At 60.7% G+C, this 14,291-nt stretch carries 9 protein-coding genes; 3 read left to right on the top strand and 6 right to left on the bottom strand.

Features of this window, described 5'->3' with window-relative positions; genetic code table 11:
- Positions 1–202 precede the first annotated feature (202 nt).
- A complete protein-coding gene (locus C0V76_RS12665) occupies positions 203–1,249 on the bottom strand; it encodes an ABC transporter substrate-binding protein (protein ID WP_101942825.1) in 1,047 nt (348 codons plus the stop codon).
- A 30-nt stretch (positions 1,250–1,279) separates the two neighbouring features.
- A complete protein-coding gene (locus tag C0V76_RS12660; protein WP_101942823.1) occupies positions 1,280–2,371 on the bottom strand; it encodes an ABC transporter ATP-binding protein in 1,092 nt (363 codons plus the stop codon).
- Positions 2,372–2,629: 258 nt separating this feature from the next.
- Between C0V76_RS12660 and C0V76_RS12655 the strand changes: the two genes are divergently transcribed.
- Entirely contained in the window at positions 2,630–4,021 is a 1,392-nt protein-coding gene (locus C0V76_RS12655; RefSeq protein WP_216821732.1) for an amidase, read from the top strand.
- 89 nt (positions 4,022–4,110) lie between these two features.
- Here the strand turns inward: C0V76_RS12655 and C0V76_RS12650 are convergent, their stop codons facing one another.
- The 3 genes from C0V76_RS12650 to aspA form a co-directional block, all read right to left on the bottom strand.
- Positions 4,111–4,353: a hypothetical protein gene (locus tag C0V76_RS12650; RefSeq protein ID WP_101942822.1), complete on the bottom strand. Its 243-nt coding sequence runs from the start codon at positions 4,351–4,353 to the stop codon at positions 4,111–4,113.
- A 91-nt stretch (positions 4,354–4,444) separates the two neighbouring features.
- Complete coding sequence (locus C0V76_RS12645; RefSeq protein WP_101942821.1) at positions 4,445–6,733, bottom strand: NADP-dependent malic enzyme; 2,289 nt, start codon at positions 6,731–6,733, stop codon at positions 4,445–4,447.
- A 70-nt stretch (positions 6,734–6,803) separates the two neighbouring features.
- Positions 6,804–8,225: an aspartate ammonia-lyase gene (gene aspA, locus C0V76_RS12640; RefSeq protein WP_101942819.1), complete on the bottom strand. Its 1,422-nt coding sequence runs from the start codon at positions 8,223–8,225 to the stop codon at positions 6,804–6,806.
- A gap of 77 nt (positions 8,226–8,302) precedes the next feature.
- Here aspA and C0V76_RS20340 point away from each other — a divergent pair, with 77 nt between their 5' ends.
- A complete protein-coding gene (locus C0V76_RS20340; protein WP_256376415.1) occupies positions 8,303–8,437 on the top strand; it encodes a hypothetical protein in 135 nt (44 codons plus the stop codon).
- The gene (locus C0V76_RS12635) at positions 8,418–9,329 is read left to right on the top strand and encodes a LysR family transcriptional regulator (RefSeq protein ID WP_101942818.1); all 912 of its coding nucleotides are present in this window, start codon (positions 8,418–8,420) and stop codon (positions 9,327–9,329) included. Before C0V76_RS20340 ends, C0V76_RS12635 begins: the two co-directional genes overlap by 20 nt.
- Positions 9,330–9,525: 196 nt before the next feature.
- Here the strand turns inward: C0V76_RS12635 and C0V76_RS12630 are convergent.
- Positions 9,526–14,291: S-layer family protein (locus C0V76_RS12630; RefSeq protein ID WP_143707425.1), on the bottom strand; the 4,766-nt coding region annotated here is incomplete at its 5' end.

Raw genomic sequence — 14,291 nt, 5'->3', positions numbered from 1 at the left:
GGTGTCCTGAAAAGTTTGTCCGATGGGTTTGTTGGAATTCAAGCGAATCAGCCGCGTGGAATCCGTAACAAATGGAGCGAGCGCGCCGCTGGCCGAACTTGCCAACTAAGGGCTCGCGCAGAGCAGTGCTTTCGCACGGCGAGCGAGCCATCTTTTACCCAAATGCCGCCAGCGGCGCGCGCAGCCCGTTTGTTGCGGATTCCTAGAGCTTGATTTCCTTATTGAAGCGCTCAATCCAGCCAGCACGCTGCTCGTTGATCTTCTTCCAGTCCTGGAACAGGAACTTCTTCTTCATCTCGGCGTGGTCCTTGGCCAGTGCCTTGGCGATTTCGCCTTCCATATTGACCTTGGTGTTGGTCGGCACGACGAGGTAGGGCGCCTGCATGAGCTTGCTCTGCACTTCGGGCGACATGGCCGCTTCGATCAGTGCGATGGCCAGCTCGCGGTTGGGCGAGTTCTTGACGACGTGGATGGTGGTCTTGAAGGCAATCGCGCCTTCCTTCGGAGCGACCCATTCCACCGGCACGCCTTGCGCCTTGAGAATCTGGATGGCATTGAAGTTGCCCGGGCTGATGTCGATTTGCCCTTGCTGGAACAGCGAGGCGAGCTGGCCGGGGTTGGCGGCGACGGCGGCGAGGTTGGGCTTGAGTTCCTGGATGGCTTTGAACGCAGGTTCGATGTTCGATTCGGAGCCCCCCTTCATCTTCGCGAGTTCGACCATGAAGCCCGTGCCCAGCGTGGAATTCATGTTGGTGATGCCGACACGACCCTTGAACTCGGGCTTCCACAGATCGAGCCAGGAGGTGGGGGCTTTCTTGACCGTCTCGGGGTTGTAGGTGAGGCCGACGACCTGGAAGAAAATCGCCGGGCCATTCACCTCCTGTGCCTCGGGGAGCAAGTCCTTGAAATACTTGCTCTTGGCGACCGGATAGGGCTCGACCAGATCTTGCGCAACCGCGGTGAGCGCAGGACCCGGATCGTGCAGCATCACATCGATGGGCGGGTTGTTGCGGGCAGCCGTGACTTTGGCGATCTGGTCGACCGACAGCATCGGGTCGAGCGAGATGTCGGCGTTGTTGTTGGCCTTGCGGAAGGCGGGCACGAGCACGGCCTTGTGCGCTTCTTCCCAGCTGCCGGTGAAGGTGGCGAAGACGAGGCGGCGTGCCTGTGCATGAGAGATGCCGGGGAACATCTGCGCGGCGGCGAGGGTGAGCGCCGTTTGCAGGACGCGGCGACGACTGAGGTCCATGTAAAGCTCCTTTCGGGTCAGATTTGGTGTTCAGATGTGGGCTGGGAAAACCTGGATGGATGTGGCGGCCAGCGGACTGACCTGGATGCGTGTGCCTGCGGCACGGGGTTCGAGGCCGGGAAGCCGGGGCTCCGAGGTCTTGATGCGCAGGCCGTCGTCGGTGACGACCTCGTGCACGATGGTGGGGCCGAGCGGCATACCCAGTTCGACTGTGGCGGGCATGCCAATGCCATCATTTCCCAGGCGCAGACTCTCCGGGCGGATGCAGGCAATCACCGCACTGCCTTCACTCAAGGTTTCGCGGGGTGCGGCACAACGCAGGCGCTGACCGTTGGCGAGCTGCACTTCGCATTCGCTTGCTGACACTGAAGCCAAAGAGCCATGCAGCTGGTTGGCGTTGCCGACGAATTGATTGACGAAGAGGCTTTGCGGGCTGTCGTAGATTTCGGATGGCGTGCCGAACTGCTCCAGCTTGCCGCGATTGAGCACGGCTACGCGGTCGGACATCGACAGGGCTTCTTCCTGATCATGCGTGACCATGATGCAGGTGGTGCCAGACTGACGCTGGATTCGCTTGATCTCGATCTGCATGTCCAGACGCAAGCTCTTGTCGAGCGCGGCAAAGGGCTCGTCCAGCAGCAGGATGCGCGGCTCCACCGCCAGCGCACGTGCCAGCGCCACGCGTTGTTGCTGGCCGCCCGACAGTGCGCGCGGCAGGCGGTCTGCAAGATGAGCCATCTGCACCAGCTCCAGCATTTCGCCGCAGCGCTTTTTCTGAGCGGCACGGTCTTCGCCGCGCGCGGCCAGACCGTAGGCGATGTTTTCCGCCACGCTCATGTGCGGGAACAATGCGTAGTTCTGGAACACGATGCCGACGGCGCGCTTGTTTGGTGGCAAATCATCAATCGGCCGGCCGCCCACAATGACGCGGCCCGAGGTCTGCTGGATGAAGCCCCCGATGATGCGCAGCAAGGTCGTCTTGCCGCAGCCTGAAGGGCCGAGCAGCGAGACCAGCTCGCCGGCGGCAATTTCAAGCGTTACATGATCGACGGCGACCGAGCTGCCGTATTGGTGAAGGATGTCGTCCAGCGTGATGCTGAAGCCGTGGCCAGGAGTGCTCATGCTCGGGTACGAAAATTGAGTGATATGTGTTTATTAGCAAGTGCAATGCCAGTTTGTTTTTTGATTTTGATGAACAGTTTTTGTTTAAAGTTTATGTTTTAAAAACATTGGCTTATAAGTTTTGCTTGATGGTTGTAGAGTAAGGCTGTCACAATTTTGTACACAATTTATTCAACTAAACATTGCACTAAATTCGGGCCTGAAACCGGTGTTCTGGACGTCTTTGGTGCGTGCTTGTAAGAGTTCGGGAGTGAGCAAATGCAGATCGAATGGATGAAGGCGCGCGATATCGCCTGCCTGGTTCGAGGGGGCGAAATGAGCGCGCAAGCGATCGCTGCGGCGGTGTGTGATCAGGTCGAGCGCGAGAATCCGGCGCTCAATGCGCTGATTTACTTTGACCGTGCAGCCGTTCTGGCCGAAGCGGCGGAGGTGGATGCGAGGCTGGCGGCGGGCGAAGACCTGCCACTGGCGGGTGTGCCCTTCACGACGAAGGACAATCTGTGGGTGGGCGACCTGCCGGCCACGTTCGGCTCACGCTTGTTCAAGGATTTCGTGGCGCCGCGCGATTCCTGGTGCGTGGCGCGCCTGCGCGCACTGGGCGGCGTGATGCTGGGCATTACCAACTGTGCCGAGTTCGCCTGCATGGGTATCACCAATAATATGCTGCATGGCGTGACACGCAATCCTCTGGATCTGAACCGCACGCCCGGAGGTTCATCAGGCGGCGCCGTGGCAGCGGTGGCGGCAGGCATGGGGCCGCTGGCGCTGGCCACCGATGCGGGTGGTTCGACGCGGCGCCCCGCTGCCCACACCGGACTGGTCGGCTTCAAGCCTACTCTTGGCGCGGTGCCCAACCCCTGGGGCTTTGACGACCCTAGTCACATGCTGTCGGTGATCGGTCAGGTCGGGCGCGATGTGGAAGACGTGGCATTGATGTTTGACGCGCTGGCCGATTTTGACGCACGTGATCCGCTCTCGCAGCCTGACTTTGCGAAATTGCGCGCGATGCCCACGCTGAAGGCGCCGCTGCCAAGGCTGCGCATCGCGTTCTCGCTGGACCTGGGCTGTGACTTTGCGATTGACGACGACGTTGCGGCAGCCATGCGCGCTTCAGTCGAACGCTTGCGCGCAGCCGGCTGGCAGATCGACGAAGCAAGCCCGGAATGGCCGGCTTCGGCACGCGAGTACCCTTTGCTGGTCTTGCAGCAGGCAGAGCTGGCGGCGATGTTCAGTGAGGCGCTGGTAACTGCGCCGGAAGATATTTATCCCAACATTGCGGACCAGATCCGTCTAGGCCAGCAGGTGACCGGCTCGCAACTGGCGGCTGTGTTGATGCTGCGCGACAAGCTTGCTCAGGCGTTGGCGGGCTTTTTTGAGCAGTATGATCTTTTGTTGTGTCCGACCTCACCGGTCGAAGCCTGGCCGGTCGAGCTTTTCGGCCCGCCCGTGATTGGCGGCCGTCCGGCCGGCCCGCGCGGGCATGCCGCCTATACACCGCTGTTCAACTATTGCAACGTGCCGGCGGTGTCGATTCCGTGTGGTAAAGGTCGCCAGGGCTTGCCAGTTGGCCTGCAAATAGTAGGACCACGGTATGCCGATGCGCTGGTTTTGGCCGCGGCATGGCAAATAGAAAAAACTTGGCACGCGTGAAGCCGCTGTTGCAGAGTAGGGGCCAACACCGGTCATTCCTATGGACAACACGCGCTCTATCCTTTTATCCCTAGCATCGGACGTCCTTGTCAGCCGATGCTGCTGCTCAACGCAGCGAGGTTCGCAACGCAAAGGCCTCTGCAAAGCCAAGCCAGAACGGCAGAAATGGCCTCCCTTCGGAACTTGGGTTCAGGCTGCATCTGAAGATAGTTGGCTGAGCGCATGAAGCGGTCGCTCTGGCCGACGATTCGGGGAAGCGGAGTTTGGCGAGTCGCGTTGGTGAAGTCGTAGCGCGCCAGATTGGCTAGTAGCTCTTCGGTGCGGCAGCGCATGCGGTGGACTCCGCATTTGTGCCGGATGCGACAAATGAAAACGGACTGTATCCCGTGCTGGAATACAGTCCGTCTGACGTTCATGGCGCGATCAGGCTTGCCGGGCGTCCTGGCGGCTGGCGGCCTCCAGTGAGGCCAGCGCGCTCATGTTGACGATGCGGCGCACCGTGGCGACCGGGGTCAGTACGTGCGCCGGAAGTGCGGTGCCCAGCAAGATTGGGCCAACGGTGAGGCCGTGGCCGGAGGTGGCTTTCAGCACATTGAAGGTGATGTTGGCGGCATCCAGGTTGGGCATTACCAGAAGGTTGGCTTCGCGCGTCAGCGTCGCCTGGGGATGATTGCTGGTGAGGATTTCGTACGAGAGCGCGGCGTCGCCATGCATTTCGCCATCGATTTCGAAGTCAGGATCCCTGGCGCGCAACAAGGCCAGGGCTTCGCGCATCTTGTGCGCGCTGGGTGAGTCATCACTGCCGAAGTTGGAGTGTGATAGCAGCGCGGCGTGCGGCGCGAGGCCGAAGCGGCGGATCTCGCGGGCGGCCAACAGGGTCATCTCGGCCAGTTGTTCGGCGCTGGGGTCGTGGTTGACGTAGGTGTCGCATATGAACAGGTTGCGCTCGGGCAACATCAAGAGATTGAGTGCTGCCAGTGTGTTCACGCCCTGGCAGCGACCGATCACGCGAGTCACCACGTCGAGGTGGCGGCGGTAGCTGCCGGTGGTTCCGCATAGCAAGGCATCCGCTTCGCCACGCTTGACCAGCATGGCTGCCAGTACGCTGGCATTCTGGCGCACAGCCAGCTGAGCTGCCTCACGGCTGACGCCTTCGCGCCAGCCCAGCGCGTAGTACGCGTCGGCGATTGCGGGCAGACGGGCGTCATTCTCGGGGTCGACCAGTTCGAAATCACGGCCTGCTGCCAGACGCAGACCGAAGCTCTGGATGCGCTCCGCGATCACGCTGGAGCGGCCAATCAGTATCGGGCGGGCCAGACCTTCGTCGACCACGATCTGCAGTGCACGCAGTACGCGCTCGTCCTCACCTTCCGCGTAGACCACGCGTTGCGGACGCTTCTGTGCGGCATCGAATACTGGTTGCATGACTGAGCTGCTGTGATAGACAAAGCGCGACAGGCTGGCACGATAGGCATCCATATCGGCGAGCGGACGACGCGCCACGCCACTATCCATGGCGGCTTGTGCAACGGCGGGTGCCACCGCCACGATGAGGCGCGGATCGAAAGGTTTGGGGATCAGATATTCCCGGCCAAAACGCAGTCCTCGAGCGCCATAAGCCTTGGCCACCACATCAGGAATCTCGGCATGCGCCAGTGCGGCCAGGGCGCGCACTGCTGCGAGCTTCATGGCTTCGTTGATGGTTGTGGCGCCTACATCCAGCGCGCCCCGGAAAATGAAGGGGAAACACAGCACGTTGTTGATCTGGTTCGGGTAGTCCGAACGCCCTGTACCGACGATGGCATCCGGCCGTGCTTCAAGCGCTAGTTCGGGCAAAATCTCAGGTGAAGGGTTGGCCATGGCAAAGATCAGCGGATTGGCCGCCATGCGTTTGACCATGTCCTGGGTCAGTACGTTGGCTGCCGAGAGGCCGAGAAAGATGTCCGCGCCATCAATGATTTCGGACAGTGTGCGTGCCGAGGTCTCTTGCGCGTAGCGCGCCTTGTTGTCGTCCATGCACTGTGTGCGGCCCGCATAGACAACGCCATACAGATCAGTGATCCAAACGTTCTCGCGGCGTATGCCCAGGCTTACCGCCAGATCCAGGCAGGCCAGAGCCGCAGCACCGGCGCCACAGGTGACCATCTTGATCTGGCCAATATCCTTGCCCACTAGTCGCAGGCCGTTGAGGATGGCGGCCGCTGCGACGATGGCGGTGCCATGCTGGTCATCGTGAAACACTGGGATGCTCATGCGCTCGCGCAGCTTCTGCTCGATGTAGAAGCACTCTGGCGCCTTGATGTCTTCCAGATTGATGCCTCCAAAAGTCGGCTCCATGCGGGCGATGGTGTCGATCAGTGCATCCGGGTCGTTTTCGGCCAGCTCGATATCAAATACATCGATGCCCGCGAATTTCTTGAACAGGCAGGCCTTGCCTTCCATCACCGGCTTGCCGGCCAGTGGGCCAATGTTGCCCAGGCCCAGCACTGCCGTGCCGTTGGTGATTACCGCTACCAGATTGCTGCGCGAGGTCAGCGTGTCGGCGGCCGTTGCGTCGGCAACGATGGCGTTACAGGCTTCGGCGACGCCCGGCGAGTAGGCCAGTGCCAGGTCACGCTGGGTCAGCATGGGCTTGGTCGGCGTGACCGAGATCTTGCCGGGCTGGGGGAAGCGGTGATAGTCGAGTGCGTCCTGCTTGAAGTTTTCGCTCATGATGAATGGGGGCCTAGTGTCGTTTTGTCGTGAAGGAAGAAAGTGGAAAACACCGCAGGACAGGCCGCGATCATCGGCTGAGGCTGATGGGCTGACGCGGGCGGGTCAGCACATCGGGCTGGAGAATTTCGTCGAGCTGGCTCTTGCTGAGCAGGCCGTGCTGCAACACAAGCTCGTAGACACTGCCACCTGTGAGCAGGGCTTCCTGAGCAATCCGGGTCGCATTTTCGTAGCCGATATAGGGGTTCAGTGCGGTTACCAGCCCAATCGAGTTTTCAACGCTGCGGCGTAGTGCCTCGCGGTTGACGGTGATGCCGCGCACGCAGCGCTCGGCAAGGGTCAGGCAGCCGGCGCGCAGGTGCGTCACGCTCTTGAAGAGGCTGTGAGCGATGATCGGTTCGAAGGCGTTGAGCTGCAATTGGCCGGCTTCGGCTGCGAAGCTGATGGTGAGATCGTTGCCGATCACCTCGAAGGCGATCTGGTTCACCACTTCCGGAATCACCGGATTGACCTTGCCCGGCATGATCGAGGAGCCCGCCTGCATCGGTGGCAGGTTGATTTCGCCGAGACCGGCACGCGGACCGGAGGACAGCAGGCGCAGATCGTTGCAGACTTTGGAGAGCTTCACTGCGACGCGCTTGAGCACGCCCGAGAGCTGTACGAAGGCACCGCAGTCCTGTGTGGCTTCGACAAGGTTCGGTGCAGTCAGTACCGGGATGCCGGTGATTTCGGCCAGACGTTGGCGGACCAGCGCGGCGTAGTCGGGGTGGGCATTGATGCCTGTGCCGATCGCTGTGGCGCCCAGATTGATTTCGCAGATCAGCAGTGATGCTTCGCGAAGACGGGCAATGTCTTCACCGAGCATCTCTTCATACGTGGAGAACTCCTGGCCGACAGTCATCGGCACCGCGTCCTGCAACTGGGTGCGTCCCATCTTGAGCACGTCGGCGAACTCGCGGGCTTTGTCACCGAAGGCATCGCGTAGAACCTGCATGGCTGCGATGAGGCTTTGCACGCCCATGTAGCCGGCCAGCTTGAGCGCTGTGGGATACACGTCATTGGTGCTTTGACCCATATTGACGTGTTCGTTGGGGTGTAGCTGGCTGTACTCGCCCTTGTTGAAACCGTGGATCTCCAGTGCGCGATTGGCGATTACTTCGTTGGCATTCATGTTGGTTGAAGTGCCGGCGCCGCCCTGGATGACGTCTACCACGAACTGCTTGTGCAGGGCTCCCGCGCGGATCTCTTCGCAGGCGCTGATGATGGCGTCGGCGCGAGGCTTGTCGAGCAGGCCTAGGTCGTGGTTGGTAAGGGCTGCAGCCTGCTTGATGGCGGCCAGGGCGTGAATGAGTTCGGGATAGACCGAGATCGGTGTGCCGGTGATGGGGAAATTCTCGATCGCCCGCAGGGTATGCACGCCGTAGTAGGCGTCAGCGGGAACGTCGCGATTGCCGAGCAGATCGTGCTCACTGCGGGTTTGAATCGGATTCATCTTGTTCTGCCTGCTATTGGGGTATTGGAATCCTAGGCAGGAAGTTGGCGCTTAGCGTGACTTAATGCAAAACTCGCATGAAAGCGCGCACAATCCGTATCGTGTTCAACTTTTCGGCAGGCTTCGAGCGTGCCTTGCCGTCTGCTCAGATCGTCGGCAGTGCGGTATGCGTGACGTGTCGCCGCAACTGCAATGCAGATACGATGGATTGAAGACTTCCTGACGCTGGCGGATGCGCGGGCTTTCTCCAAGGCGGCCGAAAGTCGCAATGTCTCGCAGCCGACCCTGAGCCGTCATGTGCAGGCGCTGGAAGACTGGCTCGGCGTCCAACTCATCGACCGCCGCGAGCACGGCGTGCAGCTCACGACGGCCGGACGGATCTTCCGTGGCTTTGCGGCGGACATGCTCAAGCGCACCTACGAAATGCGTACCGTGCTGCGTGGGCAGGTGCCGAGCAAGGGCGATACCGTGCGTTTTTCGGTGGCTCACACACTCTCTCTGACCTACTTCCCGCGCTGGCTGCGGAGTGTCAAGGAGAGGCTCGACAGTAATGTGATCACGCGTGTTGGCGCGGTCAATATCCCTGAGGGCGTTGCTGCGTTGATCGAAGGCGCCAGTGATCTGTTGATCATCTACCATCACCCTCAGTTGCCTATCCTGCTGGATCCAAAGCGATTTTCCTATCTCCCCCTGGGGACTGATCGCCTCCTGCCTTTCTCCGCCCCACGCGAAGATGGTGGCCCCCTGTTTTCGCTGAACAAGGCCACATTCAGCGCCATTCCCTTCCTGGCTTATGCGCCAGGCAGCTATCTCGCCCACGCGGTCGAAATGATCCTGCTCGGCGCGCCGGAGCGCATCCCGCTGGAGCGCAACTTCGATACCCACATGGCCGAGGCGCTCAAGGCCATGATCGTTGAAGGACATGGCCTGGGCTGGTTGCCGGAGAGCTGTGTGACCCATGAGCTTGCCGAGAAACAACTGGCTGTCGCCGGTTCGCCGCAATGGAGTTGTCCGCTGGAAGTGCGCCTCTATCGTGCCAATGACAACGGTAGCCAGATGGCCGAGCGGATCTGGAATCTGCTGCAACAGGAAGCGCAAAAATAGTCTCTCAGCGTGTTTTGCTGATGCGTTGGTGATGTGGTGTAAGCAGATAGCTCTGACCAGAGAAATACATGCAAGTGACGCTTACGAATCGACATAGATGTGCACCTGCTGCGCAAAAAAAAAGCGCCTTCCCTTGCCGGGTGGCGCTTTTAAAAGAGTTGTGTGATCCGCCCGTTGGTGGGCGGGTTCAGCCGCGTCAGTCGACGATCAGGCGGTTGTTCTTGAGCATGTCCTGAATCACGGCATTGTCACTGAGCAAGCTGGCAGTGCCGTCGTTGAGCAGATTCACGCCTTGAAGCACGATGGTCTGGTCCTCCTTGGTCGCATCGTAAGTGCCGCTCGTAAAGCCGCCAGTGCTGCTGATATGAACCACGGTGTTGCCATTCGAAACCTCAAAGTGCAGGTAGTTGCTCAGGTTGCCTGGGTCAACGCCGAGGTGGCTTTCGCCGCTGAGCAGATCGCGCAGATCGAGCACATCACCATCTGCCTTGCTGAAGTCGGTGACCAGATCCGTGGTGCTGGAGAGGCCGATGCCGGCCGCCACGCCATACACATTGCCGTCAAGCGCAGCCGTGGTGCCGGAAGCACTAGCCTGATCATTCAGTGACCAGGCGAACACGTCGGCACCCAAGTCACCGCGCATCACGTCGTTGCCCGCGCCACCTTCGAGACGGTCGTTACCTTCTCCGCCACGCAGTGCGTCGCTGCCGCTGCCTCCGACCAGATAATCGTCCCCCACTCCGCCATAGAGAAGATGGGTACCACTACCTGTGCCGATCAATGCGTCGTTGCCTGTACCACCATTGGCAAGATCACCATAGGCCTTGTGGGTGGCGTCTGCGACGGTGAGCAGACCGTTGCTGTCGGTCATGCTGGCATCTGCCGTCGTCATGAAAGCAGAGGCAGCGAGCTCAGTCTGAGTCGCTGTGCCGCTGGCGTCTCCTGTGCGGACCACATCGTGGCCCGCGCCGGCCTCGATGTAGTCATTGCCTGCCAGACTCTGAATCAGGTCTGCCGCACTGGTACCGCTCAGCGAGTCTGCGCCTGTGGTGCCGCTGATCGTTGAGGACGTCGAGTAACTGTCGCTTGCTCCATTGATCGTGATCGTCAGCGTGCTGGTACTGGTGAGACCTTCCGTATCGGCGATGGTGTAAGTGATGGAGTCGGTCAGTGTCTGGCTAGTGTTGAGGGCGTTGACGCGTGCGTCGTCGTTGTTCAGCGTGTAGGTGTAGCTGCCATCCGCGTTAATGTGGAAGTAGCCATACAGGCTGGCGACATCCGCGCCGAGCAGGGCTGACTGCCGGTTAACAGCAGTGACGGTGATGGCGTCGCCGTCCGGATCGCTGTCATTGCTCATGACATTGCCGCTCACCACATAGCTGCCCGAATCCTCGACCACGCTGGCGGTGTCGTTAGCCGAGACCGGCGCATCCTGAACAGGGGCTACCGGAATGGTCAGGGTGGTGGAGTTGGTCGCCAGTTCGCCGGTGGCGTTTTCCTTGCTGGTCAGCGTTAGCTCAAGACTGTAGTTGCCAGAGAAATTGAGTGGCGGCGTGATCTTGAGCGTGCTGAGGTTCCAGCTGGTGATGTTGACCGAGGTATTACCGCTGGTAGCGGTGAAAGTATTGGTGCCATCGGTCAGCACGGTGCCAACAAGCAGGTCGGTGGCGACCAGGCTGACCATCGATTCCGAACCATCGCTGTCGGAAAGCGAGATCGTGATCGGCGAGATGGAGATGGCCGTGTCTTCAACGCCGCTGTTGCTGACCGGATAGTAGCCGGCGGTCGAGCTGCCGACGACCGCATCGTGAACGCCTCCCGCGGCCTCGACCGCTGCCAGTGAGCTGTAGATGAGGAAGTTGCTGCTGGTGAGCTCCAGTGCGGTGCCGCCATCAACCGAGAGGTAGGGCTTGAAGGCGCCAATGCTGTTGCCGTTATAGACCGCCCAGTCGATGGTGTAGTAACCGCTAACGGTGACGGTGTAACTGGTCGCGGTGATGTTGCCCCAGCTGTTGTATTGCTTGGCCATCAGCACCGTGCCCCCCACCACCAGCAGCGCGGTGTCATCCATGTAGGAGCTGAAGGTGTAGGTGTGACCCGCCTCTAGGTAGATGAGACCGGTGATCCGTGTCGCGCCGTCGGTGGGGATGCCGCTCGGATCGCTGTTGGTGTTGGCGGTGTAGTTCTGAGGCGTAGTGGAGATCGTGGTCGAGCTCGCCGTGTTTGCGTCGAGCAGGGTCAGCAGGCTTTGCACTTCGGCAAGCGTGTCCACCGTGGCGGTGGAGATGTTGCCGATGCTCGTGTACTGGCGCACGGTCAGACCATCGCTAGCCGGCGGTGTAACGATCAGCGTGGAGCCATCGATGACGGATACACCGCCCACCGTGAGCTTGGCGTCGTCGGCAACCGGGGTGATGTCGATGGTGACGGTGCCGGTCGCACTGCTGGTCGTCGTGCCGTCGTAGCCCTTGAAGGTGAAGGACGCATAATCGTTCTTCATGTTGCCGGTGCCTGAGGCGCCGTAGATATCCGCACCCGATTCGTTGCTGTCCGGCACGAAGCGGAAGTAGCCGGAGTCGATGTCACTCTTCGAGATGTTCTGCCCGGCGGTGACCGAGACCCAGGCGCTTCCGTTGTAGTACTGCAGCGTGCCGTCGCTAGGCAGGGTGCTGACCTGCACATACAGGGTATTCGACGTATCCACATCCGAGATGCCGAACTGCGACCAGGAGAAAACATAGGACGTGTCTTCGGTGCCGGTCACCGCGACGCTGGTCGCACTGATTACCGGCGCATCGTTGGCGCCCGTGATGGTGATGGTGAGCGTGGAGGTGTCCGTGCCGGTGGAGTAGGTCTCTCGGTAGACAATGGTTTCGGTAATGCTCTGGCCCGCGGCGAGGTATTGCACTGCCGAATTGTTCACGGTGTAGGTGTAGGCGCCGGTCGAGGTGATCGTGAGCGTGCCGTAGTTGGTGCTGAAAGCCGTACCGACGGTTTGCGTCACCCCTTCGAAGCTCACCAGTGAGACCGACTTCGTGTTGCCCTGGTCATTGGTCAGCACATTTCCGGTCAATGAGGTCGTCGCATCCTCGGTGAGCGTGCCGGCGTCAGGGTCGGCATTGCCGGTGGTCGAGGTCTCGGCGATCGTGATCGTCGTGACATCGGTGTCGGTCAGCGAGCCGTCGCTGCTGGTCATGGTCAGATCTGCAGTGCCGGTCGTGCTGGCAGACGTGGTGCTGAACTTCAAACCGTTTCCGGCCGCGTTCGTGCCGGTTGTCAGCGCCAGGTAGGTGTTGATGGCAGTGAGGGTTCCTGTCAGCGTCAGGGTCTGGACACCGCCCGTTGTGGAGGTGCTGGAAGTGACGCCGGAGGCGGTCGAGCCGGTGGCGGCCAGTGTCCCATAGGCCGTGCTGACCTTGAAGGTCACCGTGATCGTCGAGGTGCCCGCATCCACGTCGGTGACAGACATTCCCCCCAGTGAGATGTAGGTCGTGCCCGTGGTCGGTGCCGAGGTCGAGAAAGTCTTGACCGTGTTCACCGGCGCGTCGTTCACCGGCGTGATGCCGAGCGAAAGCGTGGAGGAGGCCGACGTAGAGCCATCTTCCAGTACCGAATAGGTAGCTGTCGGAACGGAGCCGTTGTAGTTGCTTGCCGGTGTGAAGGTGTAAGCACCGTTGCTGCCGATCCTGAGGCTGCCTACGCCAGTGATCGTGGCTGTGGCGCCGGCTGAATAGGTCGTGCCGTTCCAGGTAAAGCTGCCGACGGTGAGCGCGCTGTCTACATCAGTGTCGTTGCTCAGCACATTGCCACTGACCGCCGTGTCTTCATTGGTGGTCGCGCTGTCCGCCGTCAGCACTGCAGCATCGTTGACCGGTGTGATCGTGATGGTCCGTGTGTCGACGTCGGTCAGTGCTGCGCCACCGGTGTTGCCATTGTCATTGGTGGTCATGGTCAGCGTGACCGCTGCCGTGGCGTTGCTGGCTGGGGTGAAGACCGGCATGGAGCTGCTGCTGGCCAGATAGGCGTTCAGACTGCTCAGAGTGCCCGTGAGCGTGAGTGCTGAAGTGCCGCTGCCGCTGATGGTGACGCCGGAGCCGGAGGTGGCAGCGAGGCTGCCGCTGGAGACGTTCAGGGTCACACTCATGCTGCCTGAGGCGGCATCAACGTCCGCGACAGATAGACCACTCAGCTTGAGGGCCGTGTCTTCGACGGTGCTGTAGGACGTGGCAAGGCTGTTCACCGGCGCGTCATTGACGGGCGTAACGGTAATGCTGACCGAATCGTTGTCCGTGAGTGTGCCGCCGCTGCCAGTATTTCCGCCGTCACTTGTGCTCATGGCGAGCGTGTCTGTGCCATTGAAATTGCTGTTGGGCACGTAATTCACGCTGGCGGCCAAGGTCGCATTGATCTGCGCCACCGTGCCGGTGAGGGTCACGATGCTGCTGCCGCTGCCGGCAATGCTTGCGCCGCCGCCGCTGACATTCAGGACGCCGTTGTTCACGACTAGCGTGACTGTTAGCGAGCCTGTGCCGGCATCCACATCGCTGATCGAGAGGCCGGTCAGGGCTTTGCTTGTGTCTTCCTGCGTAGTGAAGGAGGCCGGCATCGTGTTCACCGGCGCATCATTGACAGCAGCAACCGTGACATTGACGGTAGCCGTCTCGCTCACACCGCCGGAGGTGACGGTGTAGGTGAAGGAAGCCGCGCCGTTGTAGTTGGCTGTCGGCGTGAAGTCCAGCGTGCCATCGGCCTTGAGGGTCACCGAACCATTGGTGACGGCGACCGAGCCACCCACCGCGATGGCTGTGCCATTGATGGCGGTGATGGTGTGACCGCTGTTCTCGAAGCTGTCGTTGCTATTGACATTGATATTGACCAGCGTGTCTTCGTTGGTCGTCACCGTGTCATTGGCAATATCCGCCACCGGATTGACGGTGATGGCAATGCTGTCGGTATCGGAGA

The sequence above is a fragment of the Uliginosibacterium sp. TH139 genome (assembly GCF_002855595.1).
Lineage (GTDB): Bacteria > Pseudomonadota > Gammaproteobacteria > Burkholderiales > Rhodocyclaceae > Uliginosibacterium > Uliginosibacterium aquaticum.
The sequence above is the reverse complement of the archived record's forward strand: the minus strand, read 5'-3'. Positions and strand labels throughout refer to the sequence as shown.